Source organism: Xylanibacter ruminicola (assembly GCF_900142525.1).
Lineage (GTDB): Bacteria > Bacteroidota > Bacteroidia > Bacteroidales > Bacteroidaceae > Prevotella > Prevotella ruminicola_A.
In genome coordinates, this window is record NZ_FRBD01000001.1 from 149,445 (window position 1) to 167,723 (window position 18,279).

Annotated in this window: 18 protein-coding genes; all 18 read right to left on the bottom strand. The window is 48.6% G+C overall.

Annotated elements, in window-relative coordinates; genetic code table 11:
• Positions 1-226 precede the first annotated feature (226 nt).
• Positions 227-1,024: a polysaccharide biosynthesis/export family protein gene (locus BUB86_RS00690; protein ID WP_073203762.1), complete on the bottom strand. Its 798-nt coding sequence runs from the start codon at positions 1,022-1,024 to the stop codon at positions 227-229.
• Positions 1,025-1,095: 71 nt separating this feature from the next.
• Positions 1,096-1,530, bottom strand: coding sequence for a BT0820 family HAD-type phosphatase (locus BUB86_RS00695; RefSeq protein ID WP_073203765.1), 435 nt, complete (start codon positions 1,528-1,530; stop codon positions 1,096-1,098).
• 27 nt (positions 1,531-1,557) lie between these two features.
• Complete coding sequence (locus BUB86_RS00700) at positions 1,558-4,086, bottom strand: GumC family protein (protein WP_081373010.1); 2,529 nt, start codon at positions 4,084-4,086, stop codon at positions 1,558-1,560.
• Positions 4,087-4,351: 265 nt separating this feature from the next.
• Entirely contained in the window at positions 4,352-5,596 is a 1,245-nt protein-coding gene (locus BUB86_RS00705; RefSeq protein WP_073203768.1) for a DegT/DnrJ/EryC1/StrS family aminotransferase, read from the bottom strand.
• A 17-nt stretch (positions 5,597-5,613) separates the two neighbouring features.
• Positions 5,614-6,222 carry a sugar transferase gene (locus tag BUB86_RS00710; protein WP_073203771.1) on the bottom strand — a complete coding sequence of 203 codons (609 nt, stop codon included), beginning with the start codon at positions 6,220-6,222 and terminating at the stop codon, positions 5,614-5,616.
• 3 nt (positions 6,223-6,225) lie between these two features.
• The gene (locus BUB86_RS00715; protein WP_175549366.1) at positions 6,226-7,104 is read right to left on the bottom strand and encodes a polysaccharide deacetylase family protein; all 879 of its coding nucleotides are present in this window, start codon (positions 7,102-7,104) and stop codon (positions 6,226-6,228) included.
• On the bottom strand, positions 7,101-7,688 hold the full coding sequence (locus BUB86_RS00720; protein WP_073203776.1) for an acyltransferase: 588 nt from the start codon (positions 7,686-7,688) through the stop codon (positions 7,101-7,103). Before BUB86_RS00720 ends, BUB86_RS00715 begins: the two co-directional genes overlap by 4 nt.
• Positions 7,689-7,695: 7 nt before the next feature.
• Positions 7,696-7,935: an acyl carrier protein gene (locus BUB86_RS00725; protein WP_073204083.1), complete on the bottom strand. Its 240-nt coding sequence runs from the start codon at positions 7,933-7,935 to the stop codon at positions 7,696-7,698.
• A gap of 88 nt (positions 7,936-8,023) precedes the next feature.
• The gene (locus BUB86_RS00730) at positions 8,024-9,427 is read right to left on the bottom strand and encodes an AMP-binding protein (protein WP_073203779.1); all 1,404 of its coding nucleotides are present in this window, start codon (positions 9,425-9,427) and stop codon (positions 8,024-8,026) included.
• 27 nt (positions 9,428-9,454) lie between these two features.
• Positions 9,455-10,213, bottom strand: coding sequence for an SDR family NAD(P)-dependent oxidoreductase (locus BUB86_RS00735; protein WP_073203782.1), 759 nt, complete (start codon positions 10,211-10,213; stop codon positions 9,455-9,457).
• A 3-nt stretch (positions 10,214-10,216) separates the two neighbouring features.
• Positions 10,217-10,846, bottom strand: coding sequence for a sialic acid O-acetyltransferase (locus BUB86_RS00740; protein WP_073203785.1), 630 nt, complete (start codon positions 10,844-10,846; stop codon positions 10,217-10,219).
• Between the two features lie 7 nt (positions 10,847-10,853).
• Complete coding sequence (locus tag BUB86_RS00745) at positions 10,854-11,987, bottom strand: glycosyltransferase (protein WP_073203788.1); 1,134 nt, start codon at positions 11,985-11,987, stop codon at positions 10,854-10,856.
• A 2-nt stretch (positions 11,988-11,989) separates the two neighbouring features.
• Positions 11,990-12,856 (bottom strand): endonuclease/exonuclease/phosphatase family protein, encoded by an 867-nt coding sequence (locus tag BUB86_RS00750; protein ID WP_073203791.1) that lies wholly within the window; start codon positions 12,854-12,856, stop codon positions 11,990-11,992.
• A gap of 10 nt (positions 12,857-12,866) precedes the next feature.
• Positions 12,867-13,973 (bottom strand): polysaccharide pyruvyl transferase family protein, encoded by a 1,107-nt coding sequence (locus tag BUB86_RS00755; protein WP_073203795.1) that lies wholly within the window; start codon positions 13,971-13,973, stop codon positions 12,867-12,869.
• Positions 13,970-14,929 (bottom strand): FAD-binding protein, encoded by a 960-nt coding sequence (locus tag BUB86_RS00760; RefSeq protein ID WP_073203798.1) that lies wholly within the window; start codon positions 14,927-14,929, stop codon positions 13,970-13,972. The genes BUB86_RS00755 and BUB86_RS00760 overlap by 4 nt, the downstream gene beginning before the upstream one ends.
• Entirely contained in the window at positions 14,926-15,942 is a 1,017-nt protein-coding gene (locus BUB86_RS00765; protein ID WP_073203802.1) for a Stealth CR1 domain-containing protein, read from the bottom strand. The genes BUB86_RS00760 and BUB86_RS00765 overlap by 4 nt, the downstream gene beginning before the upstream one ends.
• The gene (locus BUB86_RS00770) at positions 15,921-17,138 is read right to left on the bottom strand and encodes a hypothetical protein (RefSeq protein ID WP_073203805.1); all 1,218 of its coding nucleotides are present in this window, start codon (positions 17,136-17,138) and stop codon (positions 15,921-15,923) included. Before BUB86_RS00770 ends, BUB86_RS00765 begins: the two co-directional genes overlap by 22 nt.
• Before the next feature lie 7 nt (positions 17,139-17,145).
• On the bottom strand, positions 17,146-18,279 hold the full coding sequence (locus BUB86_RS00775) for a polysaccharide pyruvyl transferase family protein (RefSeq protein ID WP_073203810.1): 1,134 nt from the start codon (positions 18,277-18,279) through the stop codon (positions 17,146-17,148).

Below are 18,279 nucleotides of genomic sequence, written 5' to 3' on the forward strand. Positions count from 1 at the left end.
CTTTTCTTCGGCGCGAAGAAAAGAACTAAAAGAAGCATCCACCCTAACCAAGCCTTCCCCTATATGGGAAGGATGTAACCGCTCCTCCTGTCGCTCTTTCATTAAGGTACGCTCAGACCATCAAAGGTCTGGCGTGTTCGTAGCATCTACGCGTAGCTGGATGCGATTTGGCGTTAGCCCCCAAAGAGCGAGGGCGGGTTGGGAGCGAGCCTCGGCGAGCGGGGGGTTATTTCAGGATGTTATACAACAGCGAGGTCAAAGAGATCAGGATGCTGGTGGCGGAGAACCAGAGGGTGGTGGTTTGACCTACCGTTGAGTTCTGAGCCTTTACCTTGTTGGGCTCTACATACACCACATCGTTCTGCTGCAGATAATAATAAGGTGAGTTCACGATGTTGGCATCGTTCAGATTCAGTGTCACCATCGACTTCTTACCGGTAGCGTCCTCGCGAATCAGTTTCACGCGGTCGCGCACACCATAGATAGTCAGGTCGCCAGCCTGTGCCAGTGCCTCGAGGATGGTAATCTTCTCGCGCGACACCTGGAAGCTACCAGGACGTGCTACTTCACCCAGTACTGATACTGAGTAGCTGGCCATAGTCACGGTAACCACAGGGTTCTCAGTCTCAGCCATATAAGGGCGCACCTTCTCAGTTACCAGCTTCTCGGCCTCTGATTTGGTGAGGCCACCCACCTTGATTCTGCCGATAATCGGCATGTTGATATAGCCATCGTTATCTACCAGATAAGGCATCAGCGTACCGCCACTATAAGACACAGATCTACCTTGTGTATATGCATTCTGCAACAGCAGATTGAATGGGAGTGACACCTCTGGGGTAGTGGTATTTACCGATACGGTAATCTGATCCTTAGGCATGATGCGGGCATCATACAGGAAACGAGAGTTATCGAAATTAATACTGTCGCTATTCTGGAAATAAGCAACATTCTTGGTGCTTCCGCAACCAGTTAGCAACAGAGTTGCGAAAAGCAAAAATGCAAAAAAATAGATTTTTTTCATTTTTAAAAGGGAGTTAAAGGGATTTTAAAAGGAAGTGAAAGGGAAGTTAAAGGGACATTACCACGATGCCACTAGAAGTTCCACCAGTGTTTTTTCTTGGGGGGGGCGGGATGACTATTGGGCGAATGCGAAACGATATCATCGATCACATCGTCCCACTTATGGCGATGCTTAATCATGCGATAAATAGTACCCCAGTCTGGCAGACCGCCAATGTTGCGGTCGTCGATAAACAGATCTACCTTCAGTTTGCGCGAGAAGTGGGGATTATTATCAGTGGTCTCCTCGGGATAGTCGCGGTTGATGGCGTAGAACTCCAGTCCGCGCTCGCGACACCACACTACTGCCTCATCGAGCAATTTGCCCTCACGCACCGACCACAGAATGAGCTTATGGCCATCCTGCCGGAGCTTCTTCAGTGTGTCGACAGCAAAGGGCAGTTCCTCGCCTATCTTAGGGTATTGATGGGTAACTATTGTACCGTCAAAATCTACTGCGATAGTCATTGAACATTGAACATTGACGATTGAACATTATTTTTTGATAGAATCATCATCCTTATTGGAATAACGAGAGTCGGCATAGCTACCGTAGCTACCATAGTTGCCATAGCCGTACTTACCGTAGCCATAGCGGCCATAACCGTAACGACCATACTTACCGTAGGCTCCGTAGCCATAGTAGTAGCCGTTCTTCTTCTTCGACATATCAACGCCATTCAGAATGAGGCAACAGTTAGAGAGTTTCTGCTCGCTAACCAGCTGGTTCAAAATACCAATATTGGCCTTCGGTGTATAGTCGGCACGGCTTACGTAGCAGTTCACACTGGCGTAACGGGCTATCTGCAGGGTATCGGTTACCAGTCCTACAGGGGCGGTATCCAGAATGATATAGTCGTACTTCTGCTTCAACAGATCGATTACCTGACCCAGGTTCTCGCGAGCTAACAGCTCGGTGGGGTTTGGAGGTGTAGGACCAGCCAGCAGCAAGTCGAGATTCTCGTTAACGCCCGAAGGACAGATGGCTGTGCGCAGATCCGGCTCGGTTACAGAATCCTTCACCAGCAGCTGAGTAACACCTTGCGTGCGGTCCTTGGTGCCAAACAGACGGCCCAATGCAGGCTTACGAATATCCAATCCGGCAAGCACCACCTTCTTACCCAGCAGAGCGAACGACACAGCCAGGTTGGCTGCCAGGAAGGTCTTACCCTCACCAGAAGTGCTCGAGGTAAACAGAATCACCTTGTCGTTCTCCTTCATCATAAACTGGATATTGGTACGCATACCGCGGAATATCTCGTCAATCTGATTGTTCTTATTAGCCTGAACCACAATACCGGCAGCAGTTTTCACGCTATCGCTAGCCACTGGCACATCAGCCACGATAGGCAGACGGGTGAGCTTAGCCAGATCCTCATGGCCCTCAATGCGATAGCTCAACAGCTGGATCAGCACAATTACACCAAATGGTATACCCAAGCCCAGAACCATAGCAGCCAGCAGAATGATGGCCGACTTTGGACTAACCTTACCCATGGCCAGTGGCTCATCGATGAGCTTACCCTTATCAGCTGTAGCAGCCAGTGAGATGCTGTTCTCCTCACGCTTCTGCAGCAAGAGCAGATACAAACCTGACTTCACCTCCTGCTGACGACCAATCTGGTTCAGCACACGTTCTTGCTCAGGCGTGCTACCGATACGGCCCTGATACTTAGCCAACTGGCGCTGCAGGCTCTGGCGCTGAATATCAGCCGAACGACGTGCCTGGAGCAGAGCTGTACGGATAGAAGTCTGTAGATCGTCGAGTGTAGAAGTGAGCTGTACCACCTGTGGTGCCTGCAAACTGGCTGTCTTCAGGTAGCGGTTACGCTCCTGTACAGCCGTATTATATGAGGTAATCAGGGCTATAGAAGCATGATCGGTCATACCCACATTCGATGGGATGATCTTATACTGGTTTGATGGGTTATCCACAAACTCGCGCAGATAGTCCATCAGCTGAATCTGAGAAGTAATCTCGGCCAACTTGGTCTCGTACTGGGTGCTCTGAGTGAGCGACTGGGTAGCATCCATCTGCAGCTGGGTAACAGCATTGCGCTTCTTATAGGTCTCGAGGGCATCCTCGGTTGAGCCCAGCTCAGCATCAATCTTCTCCAGACGAGAGTTGATAAACTCCTCGGTCTTCAGGGCAATCTCGTTCTTATCGGCATTAGCCTGGCGGTTATAGCAGATGGCCAGCTGATTCAGATAGTCCAGTCCACGACGGGTATTCTGGTCGGTCAGTGTCAGCTCGGCTATTGAGGTCTGCTTTGATGTAGGCGCCACATTGATGGCCTTGGCATAGCCGGTGGCCACGCTCATTGGTGGAAGGATATTTACCAGATATTTCTGACCATTCTCCATAACCTTCTTGCCACTCTGAGTCAGAGTCAATGCGCCATATTCGGTCTTAACGATAGCAGGCAGCTTGGCAACGTTCTGCGAGAACTCACCTTTGGGTTTACCTTGATACATGGTCTCGCCCTTCACCTCGTAGCCGTCTTCGAGCTTGGTAAGCACCAGTTTGATGCTCTTAGCACCTTCCAGCAGCTCGCGATCCCACTGATTAAGCACGGCAGAGTCGAGATCTACGCTCACGGCCTGACCACCATAAAGTACCTGCTTTGACAGACGACCAAAAGAATAATACTGTACATACAGCTTCAGGTCGGTCACTGCATCACGCGCCAGGATACGGGACTGCAGAATCTCCATCTCGTTCTCGATACCGGCCGAGTTACTCATAAAGCCAAAGTCCTGCATGTTGGCCAGCATCTGGTTAGCCGAGCTGCGACGACGGTTATCATCGTCCTTAATCAGCATCTTGGCCGATACCTGATAGCTGGGGGTGGCATAACGCAGATAAATCAGTGCGCCACACACGCAGATAAACAATGACAGCAAAAACCACTGCCAGTTAAGCACCAGCATGGCAAAAAGGTTTTGAAAGTTGAACATTGACTGTTCTTCCTGAAGGTCAGACATATCACTGCCTTCGGCTAACAACTTTGTGTCGTCAATCATATCATTACATATTAATTAATAATCAAAAAAACGCATAATTACCTCAAACCACACAAACTCTCTACCTAACACCTGATCAGAAAAGCCTCATTATCAGCGCATTAGCTTGTTTTAAGAGTAATAACTCACAGAAAAAACTTAGAAACTTGAACCGGTTCCTTATTTTTCTGGGTGCAAAGGTACGATTAATATTTGAAACGGCCAAATTTAAAAGCAAAAAAATACCGCAAAAAGCCGCCGATTTGGCGACTTTTTGCGGTATTTATCACAGAACTATCGATTCTTTTATAATTTTTATAATGCGATTAACATCATCATCCGAAACCATTGGGCCGCTAGGCAGACATAACCCTCGTTTAAACAACGCTTCGCTTACGCCATTCACGTATGCAGGCGCGTTCTTATAAACAGGTTGCTTGTGCATGGGTTTCCACAAAGGACGGCTCTCGATACCCTCAACCAACAGAGCCAAACGCATGGCTTCTACATTACGGTTAGGCTCGCAATCCGTATGAACAGAGCCACCTTCGTGCACTACACCTGCAGCTCCACCTACAGCACCATGCACTGCCTCGGCATAAGCCATATCCTCGCCCTTAACCTTCAGGTTCTCATCTAGAAGAATCGTGCTCAACCAGAAGTTACTCTCCATATTCTCGATATCATCATGGAAAGTAATACCTTCTACATTTGCGAATGCCTGTTTGTATATCTCAGCAATCCGGCGATGATGAGCCAAATGATTATTCAACACAGTCATCTGTCCACGGCCTATACCTGCACAGATATTACTCAAGCGGTAGTTATAACCTATCGCCTCGTGCTGATAATACGGATAACTCTCGCGAGCCTGTGTGGCCCACCACATAATCTTCTCCTTAGCCTCCTTATTAGGACAGATCAAGGCACCACCACCGCTGGTGGTAATCATCTTGTTACCATTAAAGCTCAGCACGCCATATCGGCCGAATGTGCCAACCACCTTACCTTTATAAGTAGATCCCAATCCCTCGGCAGCATCCTCTATCAATGGTATCTCATAGCGATCAGCTATCTCCTTTAGCTCGTCGATATAGCCAGGCATACCATAGAGATAGGCCACTACGATAGCCTTAGGCTTCTTGCCAGTCTTGGCAATGCGATCCTTAATAGCCTCCTCGGTAAGTTTTGGATCCATGTTCCATGTATCAGGCTCTGAATCAATAAACACCGGAGTAGCACCCAGATAAGTAATCGGGTGGCTAGAGGCACAGAACGTAAAACTCTGCGTCAACACCTCATCTCCAGGCCCCACACCACAAGCCAACAAGGCCAAATGCACTGCTGCCGTACCAGAGCACAAAGCCACCACCTCTTTACCACCGATATACGCTTTAAGGTCGTCCTCAAACCCTTTCACATTAGGTCCCAGAGGCACCACCCAATTGGTATCGAAGGCATCTTGTATATACTTCTGCTCCTCGCCCGTCTCACTCATGTGAGCAAGACACAAATAAACTCTATTAGACATGATATAGTATTATGATTTTAATTATGCCCGTTAAATGCCTCCATTGTAGCCTGGCCTTCCCCAGAAATGCCGTCACGTTTCAGCACCTTCTGTATAGTAATCCCTATTACCTTCAGGTCTGTCCATAGTGTGCAGTGGTCAACATACCACACGTCCAGTTTGAACTTCTCCGACCACGAGATACTATTGCGTCCATGGCACTGTGCCCAGCCTGAGATGCCCGGACGTACCTCATGCCGCCGTGCCTGTTCGGGCGAATAGAGTGGGAGGTACTTCGGCATCAGCGGGCGTGGGCCAATGAGAGCCATATCGCCCTTCAGCACATTTATCAACTGAGGTAGTTCGTCAATCGACGTCGATCTCACGAACATTCCCACTTTTGTCAATCGCTGGGCATCTGGCAGAAGTTTTCCCTTTGAATCACGTTCGTCGGTCATCGTCTTGAACTTTACAATTCGGAACAGTTTTGCATCCTTGCCTGGTCGCTCCTGAAAGAAAAAGGCGCCTGCTCCTTTGTTAGCAAAATGCAGCCAAAGAGCAACCAACAGCAGCAGCGGTGACAACACCACCAGTGCTGTCAGGCTGATACAGAAGTCCAAGGCTCGTTTAAAAAAATGTTTATACATAGTTTATAGCTCTATGGTGTTCGTTTTGCTCCAGTCTGTCTGCTTCACTGCCTCTGCCATGCTAACGAAAGAATGTGTAGACAGCAATTTGACCAATTTGCCGTAGGCATCACCACTTGTGGCGTTGGCCTTGGCATATCTGACGAGACGGTTTTTCAGCGTGCCTGGCTCGTGGAAGTAGTCCTCATACTCCTTGCGACTCTTCAGTTTGATTTTCCCAGAGATCAGGTCCACCAAATGAAAGTAGCAGATGTTGTAGTCACGCCTGTCCAACGTCCTTGAAACAAACCAATAAGGCAGCAGTCGGAAATAGCCGCCACCGCTGTAGGCTATCCGTTTTCCGAGAACAGTGGTCAGACTGATGGGAAACTCTCTCAGCGTCGCTCCGTGATAACCGATGGTGCAGGGCTTGTCTTGAGGGAAATGTTGGTAGCCACCGTAGGCCCTGGATGTAGGAAAGATGGAGGCATCGTTCCTGATGCCGCATGCCGCCAGCACCTCTACTGCCCACGGATTCTCGTGGGTAATGGAGAAGGCCGGTGCCCGGTAGCTCACCACCTGCTGTCCTGCCACGTCTTCCAGAGCCTTGATGGCAGTCATGGTGTCTTCGCGCAGGGTATGGGCATCCATTTTGTTCAGCCACGTGTGCTCATGCGAGTGGCACCCCACCTCATGACCGTGTTCAGCTATCTGCCGCACAACCTGTGGATAGTCTGTAGCCATCCGACCGATGCAGAAGAACGTTCCCTTGATACCCTTTGCGTCCAGTGCCTCCAACACACGGGCAAAGACGTCATCTATCTGTTGAAACCGCTGCGGACGTCCGCCGTAGAGTTTTTGCTCTAGAAACCATTCCTCAATGTCAAATGTCAGAATATTCATTCTTTTCTCTTTGGTATTTCCTTTATAACTTTGGCCGGTCTGCCTACGGCGATGGTCCATGCCGGGATGTCCTTCGTCACAAGCGAAAAAGCACCTACTACAGCTCCTTCGCCTATGGTCACGCCGGGCATCACCATCGAATGCATTCCAATCATTACACCCTTTCCTATGTGTATCTCACCAAGGCGATAGGGCAGCTTGGCACAGTCATCACCCTTACGGTAACCGCTCAGGTCGCGTTGGTGGCAGAGCAGTCGGCACCCCCCTGTGAGTTGCACATGATCTCCTATGAAAATAAGCTCTGCATGTCCTGCATCCACATGTACATGATCACCGATGGCACAGCCTTTACCCACATGGCAGCCTATCTGCCTCAGACACCACGGTCTCAGTTTACGAAGGGCGAAGGGTGCAAACAGCCAACAGTCCATCAAGTAAAGCATGAAGCTATACTTGTAGGTAAAAAAGAACTTCTTGATGACAGCCCATAGCGACACCTGTCCGTATTCCTGTTCCGAATAGTTCATTCCCAAGCGTTGCAGCAAGCGGAACGTCAAACTCAGTTTTCCTGTTTCTGCTTTCATTCTTCAATTAAATCTCCACGCCATACTTTCTGAGCAGTTGCTTTCCCTTTCCGTAGGAAACCAGTTCCATAATATCCTCGGGGTCGAGCATAATATCGAAGGATTCTTCTAATAGGGATATGAGGCTCAGTTGGTGAACAGAATCCCATTCTTCTACCATATCCTTGCCAAAATCATCGTTCAGCTCTTCTACGTTGACACCGAATACTTCCGCAAATGCGTTGTTGTACTTTTCTAAATTCTCCATATTTTCCACTTTTATTATTTTTTCGACCACAGATTGTACGGATGACCACAGATAATATTAATCCGTCAAATCCGTGTAATCCGTGGTTCTATTTATTCTCGAGTTTTGCATAGAGGGTTTTACCTGCCTCATTCTTGGGAATCTCCTTGATAATTCTTACCTCAAAGGATGTAGCAACGAGTTTCAGGCGACTGACTAATTCCTCCTTCACCTGTTCCTTATATTTTTCATCTGTCAGATACACCAACATTTTCTCGTCCGTACCCACACAGGCACATTCCAAGTTTGGATACTTTCCCTTTATGATACGTTCACTCTCGTCCAAACCCACTCGCATGCCGAACAGTTTCAGGAAACGCCCCTTACGCCCTACGATATAGTAACAGCCATCTTCGTCGAAATAGGCCAAATCACCTGTTCGGACAAAGCCGTGACGCTCATCACCCATCAAAAGGTCTTCACGACTGCGGGCATAGCCCATTGTCACATTCTTGCCTCGATAGCACATCTCACCTTCTGTATTTGGTGTCGTAATCGGATTACCGTCCATATCTATCAATGACAGTTCTGCATTGGGTACGGCAATGCCGATACTACCCACTTTCTCCACAGCCCATTTGGGTGGTAACCATGCCATACGTGCCGTACACTCAGACTGCCCGTATGTAGCTATCCACTTTTTTCCGTTGTCACGACAATACTCTGCAAACTTCAGGTTCAGTTCCTTTGGCATTCGTCCACCACCTTGTGTAAGCAAAGTCAAGTCAGGCAAGTCCACACGGAAGAAGCGCATCAGATTCAGGATCTCAAAGCTATAGGGAACTCCCGTAAAGCTTGTTGCCCGCTGTTCCTTAATAAACTGCCAGAAGCCTCGATCTGTCATACTCTGCTTCGTAATCAGCACCGTTGCACCCACATAAAAATGACTGAACACCATCGAGAGCCCCATAGTATAATACAAAGGCAACACCATCAGCGGACGATCTTTATCCTTCAATTCAAAGAATGTCGAAATGTTTAGGGCTGCCGCCTCGATGTTTTCATACTTATGCCGTACCAGCTTCGGGCTGCCTGTACTGCCAGATGTTGGCAACAAGTGAGAGAGATCTTCATGCATCGGACAGGCATTATTGCCTGTCTTCATCAACGTATAGCCATAACTGCTTATGATTATCTCATAAGGGAATTTCTCAGCCATAATGTCTGGCACGCATACGAATGGAGGCATATAAAGATCATACAAGTTCTTGTATAGTTCATCGTCCAAATGGGCATTAAGAATCAATGGCACATTCCCTGCACAAATATTACCAATCGTCCAAGCAATGCCACCCACATTGTTTTCTACCAATAGGAACAACAGCGAGCGAGCTGGCATTTGTTGTTTTGCCCTTTCCACAAAGTCCCTCAACTCACCATACGTAAGTTGGTTCCCCTGCGCATCAATAGCCGCAACCGACTCTCCCAGCCACTTGTCAAGATTAAGAATCATTCTCTAATAATGTTCAATGTTCAATGTTCAAATCGAGGCGCATCCATTCACCCCCAGTATCTCGCCAGATATATAGCTTGCCCTGTCGGAAGCCAGGAAGGCACAGGCATTCGCCACATCCTCTGGCGTACCAAGACGTCCCAATCCTATACGCGAAATACGTTGATCAATCTTTGCTCCATCGCTCTCATAGAGTTCAGCGAAACGCTCCGTCTTTACAATTCCCGGAGCCACTGCATTCACGCGAATTCCTTGTGGTGCCAGTTCCTTGGCGGCAGACTTGGTGAACGAAATGATAGCACCTTTCGTGGCAGAATAGGCACTCTGACCAGGAGATCCCAGAACTGCAGTCACAGAGGCGATATTTACGATAGAACCACCTCCATTGCGAGCCATTAGGCGTGAACAGAGCTGGACCATCTCAATGACGGCTATCACATTGATGCGGAACATCAGTTCAGTTTCTTGGCGCACTATCATGCCTATCTTCTTGTTAAACACGACGCCGGCATTATTTACCAATGCGTCAATCCGCTTCTCTGCCTTGAAAATAGCCATAAAGGCGCTTTTTACAGCTGTAGCATCCGACACATCGAAATACATTGGGACGACACGGGTGTTATTTCGTTCTGAGCATTCCTTTACCCATTCATCCATACTACCTTCGCGCAAATCGCAAGCATAGACAATGGCACCATCAGCAGCAAAACGCTCAGCAATCCCCTTGCCTATTCCTTGGGCCGCACCAGTGATAATGCACACCTTATTATATAATAGTCTTTCCATACTTCATTTAATTCTTCTTGCAGGGTTACCGAATACCGTTGTTCCTGATGCCACACAATTAATGACTAACGAACAGGAACCGATATGAGCATCATCGCCCACCACCACATTGTGGTTCAGTACGGCCGCCGTATGAATCATATTATGTTCGCCGACAACGACGCCCCCCACCAACATCACGTATGAGTCAATGCGGTTCCAACGGCCTATCCTGACATCGTGCCCCACGATGGTGTACGACTGGATGAAGTTATAGTCATCAATCCAGGCATCAGATGCCACCGTGGTAAAAGCCCCGATATAGCATCCCTTGCCTATGTGTACGTTCGTGCCGATGCGTGCCGTGTGGTGTATCATCGTGATGAACTCTCCGCCACGTGCGATAATGGCCTCCATGCAAGCCTTGCGTGACTCCCCACCGATGGAGCAGACAAACACATCGTCCTCTGCAGGAATATAGTCAGCTATTGTTCCCAGCACTGGAGGATAGTTACTAAAATGATCCAAAGCATGAACATTGTCGTCAATGTATCCCTTCACCACATATTCTTTCTCATACGTGGTGCTCTCGCAAGCCATATCATACATCGTCCGTCCCATGCCACCAGCTCCTATAATAATCAAGTTCTTCATCTTTTCTTTATTTATGTTGTTTGATTACTTTTTCAAAGAGTTCCACCAGTTGTCCTGCAATGGCCTTGGCAGAGAAGCGTTTCTTCACGTATGCCCTGATGGCCTCAGGCTGATACTTGTCAATAGTTGTTTCTATCTGCCTCATGGCTTTCGTCAGTTGCTCCACATTGTCGATATCTACCAACAAGCCATTATCAGGCTTAACAAAATGCTCCGGGCCTCCACAGCGCGTGGCAATAACAGGCAGTCCCATGGCCATGGCCTCGATATAGGCCACTCCGAAGGTCTCACCTCGCGAGGGCAGCACGAAGGCATTGCTCTCGTTCATCAAGCTGATGATGGCCTGCTTGTCAAGCATACCCGTGAACCGAACACGGTCGGCTATGCCTAACCGTTCTGCCTGAGTACGTAGATGCCCGTTTTCCGATCCACTACCAACGATGATGAGCTGTTCCGCGCCCCCGAGTTGGGCGAAGGCTTCTAACAACACATCGTAGCCCTTTCTCTGAATCAGGCTTCCCACTGCTAACCACACAAAAGGTTTTGTGGTCTTACGGGGGATAGCAGGTTGCAGGAAAGCGTCGCTGACCATGTCACAAACCACTTCGGCTTCCACACCGAAATGCCTCTCCATCTGTGCCTTCAGACTGGGCGAAACTGCCAGAAGACGGTCGGTAAGTGCGTATGCCGTCCGCCCTGACCGCATAATCCGAGGAGATAGTGTTGACTCGTTCAACTTGCTCCAATGCTCTATACCTACAATAGGAATTGCATACTTCTGTTTGACTTGCCGGAGCATGGCTATCCAAGACATATAGTGGGCATAAATGACATCGGGAAATCCTTCTGCACAAAATATTTTACGGCAGAGACGTAGCATCATCCGCTCAGGCATCAATTGTCGCATCCTGCCTGGCATCAACTTGCCCGACAGCAAAAAGTAGGTGTAGGCACTGATGGCACCATCGTTCACGTGGCTGATACCAAAAACCTGATTAAATGGACGGAAGCGCATGTCCACGACAGCCACTGTTACACGATGCCCCATACTGACCAGAGCTTCTGCCTGGTCTTTTTCGAAGCATCCCCATTGTGGGTCCTTGACTGTGGGATAACCGTGTGAAATTATTAATATGTGCATGCTTACTTGATAGTTATGTTCGAAATAACTGGACAGTGGTCAGAAAGATAGACACCCTGCTGCCTATTTTCCTGGGGTATATTGAACGTGTTCACGTCTATGCTGTCGCTGACAAAGATAAAATCTACTCGCTTGCGTTTGGCCATCGTTCTTTTCCCAAAACCATGGAAACTATAGTCCACGCCTTCGCGCTGCTTGGCCATATAGTAGGTGTCATGCAACTCGAAGGAGTTGTGCAACGCTGGATGGTACACTGCACTGTCAGCCTCGCTGCTATTCATATCGCCCATGAGGATGATGGGATATTGAGCGGCAAGAGAGGCCAGACGCTCTTTCAGAAGCTTAATACCCTCTTCACGTGCCTGCCGACCAGCATTGTCAAGATGAGTGTTTGCCACACAGAACACTTTACCTGTTGCTTTGCTTCTAAGTACAGCCCAATTGACAAAGCGTGGATGGCGACCATCCCATCCGATGAACCCTACGCTATCGGGGAACTCAGACAGCCAAAAAGTGCCTTGCGCTATCTTCTTGAAGGCCGACTTCCTGAATAATATGGGAGCATCGGCGCGCTTTTCTTTGTTCTCCCGTCTGACGATGGCATATTCGGGAAGCCCCTTATGAATGTCTTTCATGGCCTGAGGATAGACTTCTTGCAGGCCAATCACATCTAAATGCTGTTGGCTAACGTAATCGAACAAGAGCTGCTTGCGTTGCCCCCATCGGTTCAGACTGTCCTTTTTTGAGTCTATGCGAATATTGATGGTGGCCACGGTCAACTCCATTGCCTGTGGGCTTGCTGTATCGAAACAGCAAAACAACAGCAACAAAACTAAGAGCAGGGATACTTTGAAAAAACTATTCTTCATTCTTCAATTTTCAATCTTCAATGGAATCTTGGATGAATGCACTTGAACTTCTAACTATGTCAGACAGAAGAGGGTTGACAACGGTATAGTCGACGGGCGGTACATGCCGCCAGACATCAGTGTAGCGCTCAGGAATACAAAGACTGTTTAGTAGCGAAGTAACACGCCCGGCTCTCTGCCCCATACCCACGGCGAAGAACTGCTTCTGGAAGATGACCGATAGGGCCACACCATGGAAAGAATTGCTCACCACATAGTCAGCATGAGCCAAGAGCGAGAGAAAATATTCCACCCTTGCCGTGCGACAGTAGCGCCGACCACTAGTGAAGAGGACATACTTTTTGTTCACCTCCACAATGGGCAAGCTCTTCTCTTTGCTTAGTCGTTCGGCAAAGTTCACAGTCGAAGTCTGCCCTAACAGGTTATACACCAAGATATAGTGCTGGTAGGCTGGCTGTTCTGATGCTTTGTTTGCCAACGATTGCCAGACTTCCTTCCCCAGCAGAAATACAGGGTCACAGACAATCTGTGCCTTTATACCCAGCGAAGTGATCCATTCTTTCAAAGAGTCTTCCCTGACGCTGATAGTCTCGAACCCTAACAGATGCTTTTTCAGGGTTTCCTTTTCACCCTCTTTCACATCAATGCTCCCCATGCTGGCAGCGTATGCTATTTTCCTAGCCTGCACGTTGTCAGAGCCGAAATACCAGAAATCGAAACCTGGGTGCGACGGCATGCGTTGGCGACGCCATATCTGGTCGCTGCCATAGAACACCACGTCGAATCCCTTGACAACATCATGGTCGCCACCGTGGTATCTGGCTTCCAAAGGTAGCCCCAACTCTTCGTGCATGAAGGCCTGTAGGTTCTGTTGGCGTCGTCTACGTGCTTGATGCCAGAAAAGGGTGTAGTAGAGCTGCACCATCTTCCCTTTCAGATTGCTCTCACGGAATTTCCTCCACGAGAACAGTTCGAAGTAGCGGCGGTGATAGTCGGGCCAATAATCTACAAAATCTACATCATGCCCCAACCCAGCAAGGTAAGTCTTCAGTGCGTATGCCTGCAGGAGAGCGCCATAGTTTTCTGCGCGGTGATATGTCAGTATGCCTATTCTCATATTTTTTCCTCTATTTCCAGTGTGGCGTGGTTGTATATCTTGTTCATCATCTCCTTGTAAATGGGAAACATCCGCTCGGCCTGTTCGTCACGCCAGACGAAGGTGTTTACATTCTTGTCAGAGACGTATGCGTCTATCCTGTGGTAACCATAGAGGCGCAGCAACCCTTTCTTCAGCAGTCGGCGGTAGGAGCCTATCCTCAATTTGTTGCCCATGTATGCGATGCAAAAAGCGGTGATATTGCGTAGGTTCTTCCGCATTTTCAGCACGGCAAAGGTGCTGCCGAGATTCTTCGCCGGGCCTTCCTGGTTGAGTTTACGCCACTGGGTTGAGCGTGCGGCCTTGCACTTCTCCTCTTCCATATCAGCAGCCTTTTCCAGATGCAGGCGCACTCTGAGTATGACACCTTCCAGTTCGCCACGCTTGAAGGCCGATGAGCGCTGACTTAGCAGCAGATCCTTACAGTTGTAGGTTTTGATGGTGCCGTCGGGCAACAGGCAGTCGAGGCTCTGCAGCAGGGCTGTGATACTGCATTTGAAGCATCCGGCATTACCAACCACTGCCGATGCCACCGTTCCTGGTAGGGAGGTCAGTCCGCAAACGCCGGCATAGCCTTGCTCCATCAAGTCCTTGGACAGCCGCATCACGTTCGTGCCGCAACCACAGGTCACGATGTCGCCCTCTTGGCTGTAGTCGTTCACTCGTGTGGTACATACCACGACGGTGGGGCTGCAGGTGGAGTGGAAGAACATGTTGGATGTCTGTCCCACCACCTCAAACTCCAGCTTTTCCTTGTACAGCCATCGGCATAACTCCGTCAGCTGGGTAACGTCGTGAGGGGTAATCCAGCAGCCGCACGTGCCACCGGTTTTGATCCATGTCTTTTGTGACAGAGCTACATCCATCTCATATTCGATATGGAAGGTGTCCAGAAAAGATTTCAATGCTTCGTTCATAACTCAAATGTTGATTTGTGGGGGAACTTCGCATCAAAAGCACGATGCAGGAACGTGCGGCACTCTTGGAAGTCCTCGTCTTGCACTTGCGTTGTGTCGTTCAGACAGAGGGAGTGAATCTTCTTTGAACGAAGTGCAGCACCAATCTGCTTCAACGACTTGACGTTGATGGTCATATATTTGCCGAAATTGTTGCGCACGGGATGGAACCTGTTGGTGGCAAACTGCCAGTAGCGGACAATGTAGGGGTTGAGGCTCACGTCCTCTCGGAATTGAGAGCAGGTGCGCTTGCACATTTCGGACTCTTGCTCCCAGATCTCATCGAGTACAGACCGAAGCATGGGCTGTTCGACATGGCGCAGCGCGAAAGCAACAAACTGCTGCTTACCGAAAAACAACAGTGATGGGACAAAAAACTTCCCCCAGAGATGAGTACCGTACCATTTCCACGGTGCCTGCCTGACGGTGCGCTGGCGGTTGAAGTGATAGTTCAACACGCCTACATTGCAAAACACCTGAATCTTGTTGCTGAAGAGACCACGTGGATTATACGTGGGTGTCTCATATTTCTCTGCGTTACAGTCGCAGGGCAGACCGTTACGGAAATACCAAGTCGGCTCTGTAGGCTGATTGATATAGAAATCGTCGTTGAAATAGACAAAATGCTCCGACAGTCCAGGAATACGCCCCAAGCATATCTCTATGGCGCATGAGTTAAAAGTGGGCAGGTATTCCTTTGGCATAAAATCGGCATGGCTTACCAACACCAACTTGGGATGGTTGCGGTTGATCCAGTCTGGAAACTTACCGTTGGTCACCAGAAACACCTTGTTCACCCACGGGGCATACATCTCCACGGCACGGAACCAATATCGGAACAAGTCCCAGTTGCGGAATCGTCCTTTGTCCTCAGCATGAGGCCCAGGACGCAGTTGCCTATATTGTTGTTGCCACTCAGGGTCGTTGCTGTCGAGCCATGTGACCACAAAATCTATTTTCTCTTTGTTCCCCATTTTGTTATTTTGTTATCGTATGCTGATATAATGTCGATGATCGGTATGGCCATAAACGCTATTACAGAAAAAGGTGACATGACATCACTGCGCTGATAGAAAGACAGCCAATAGGCTATCAAGAAACCATAATCGTTGATGTCTGGTTTTCTCCTTAATCTGCGCAGAAAGACCTTATTGAAAGTAATGAACAGGAATGCCAGTGCCACAAATCCATACTGGAATATCCATTTCTTTGCCCCAGCACTGCCGCCACGGCTTTCAATGTTGATTTGTTTTGGCAGATTGTTTGCTCCAACTCCGAGCCACAATTGTCCCTTTTCAAGCGCTTGATTATAATATTTGTCAAAAGCCACTGTCGTTCTGTTGTCAATAGTTTCTATGTCTTCCATTTCACCATCATCAGCCATAATTCTCATAACAATCTTTTCCTGAAAGCGGTCGTATGTCACATAGATTGTTGCCCCCATAACCGCTATTCCAATGATCATTTTTTTTAGGCTGACACGAACATGCGTGATAAGGAATATGCCAAGAAGAACGAAGAAAGCGAGGGAGAAAGAAATGATGCCACTGATGACGAATACAATGAAAGGAATGCGTAGCGACCGTACCCTCCATGCGAGAAAGAGCAGCATACCGCACAATGTGCCTATGCGCCCTGGTTCATTGGCAATACTTTGGAAACGTACCACTCCATAGTCTGTACCTATCAGGTTGAATACAAGATTGACAAAATGTGTTTCCCTGGCCGCCGTCTCACGTGTCGACTGCCCCAACACAATGCCCCAGCCAGTTGTCCCGTAAATGGTAAATTCCACGATAGAACACGCCAAAAGGATGGCCAATACCCAGACAAAGCACTTGATAACGCGAACTTGCAACTCATAGCTGATTCTGAGGAATAATACGGCATACATCAAGCAGAAAAATTGCAGAAGTATAGGTGGACAGAGATTGAAAAAGGTGGAAATGGAGTAGATAGCAAGTATTCCCACCAAAAAGATGGAAGTTTCTTTGCTTTTCTTTATTGTCAATCTTCCCTTGTTGGGGGTCGTGAAGTAAATGACCAAAAGCAGTAAAAAAAAGACAGTGGTAGTGCCTTCACTCTTGAGAAGGTAGAAATTGGCTATCAGCGTATGCATAGCCATAAAGCTAAAAGCCCATACCAATAAGTCGGTCTTTTTCACTACCATCTTGCTATTACTTTCCTATCTGACTTGTTATGAATTGCGCAGAACCCTGTCGCATAGAGGCGAGCCTCTCATTGACCACTTTGTAGTCGATGCTGCTGATATTATCCACGGGCTCTGTGGCGGCGACGATATGGTCGGCCAGTCCGAGTGAACCTAACAACCCTTCAACCCTCCCCGAACGACGCGACTTGAGCGCATAGCATTCTTTTTGGAATACTAATGATAGTGCTATGGCATGGAACGAGTTTGCCACGATGCAACGGGCATACTTGATATAACCTAAAAATTCTTCGGGCGACATGGATTCCCTGAGGGTGACCAGCTTATCGCGGCGACTCTTCAGCTGCGGTTTGGCTTGACCCTTGATAACAACAGAAGAACCTAACCGGTTGGCCAGTAGTCGGGCAAACCGGCTGGCCGCTGGGTCGTCTAAGACGTTAAACAGGAACACGTAGTCCTGCTCTTCCGGACGGACGGCAATTTTATCAAAAACAGAGGCATCCACCAACAACGTGGGGTCGAGGCAGACGGAAGCAGATACCCCACAATGTTCTTGAAGTGCCAGCTGGAAACTCTTTTCGCGCACCGATATAGCATCGAAAGCCTTGATTCGCTGCTGCACCTGTTGCCAACCGGGCTTGTCCCGCTCGACCTCTGGTCGCTTGCAAGGCAAGAACTCGCTTGTCTCGCCTATACTGGCTGCGTAGGATACGAAGCGTGCGCCATGCTTCTCAAACTGTCCCCAGAACACAGGGTCGAAGCCCCGGCACAGTTTGGGGCTCCATATCTGGTCACTGCCAAAAAGAATGCAGTCATATCCTGTAGGAATGTCAGCAGCAGTCGTAGCCCGAGGCGAAAGGTGCAACTGACTGACCATAAAATGATAGAACACGCGGATGGTCTTTCGCCAAGCAGGCCAAGCTAATAGTCTGGCGATGAAAAATTTCAAAAAGGCAATAAAGCCTCGACGGCGCAGTTCCGTTTTGCTGAACAGCTTTTTCTGCTCTTCAATGAACGGAATCCTGTAGTCGATAACCTCCACGTCATGACCTTTCTCTTGCAAGTAATGCTGTAACGCATAGCACTGGAGCACAGCGCCATAGTTCAGCGCGTTATGGAATGTAAGTATACCAATTTTCAT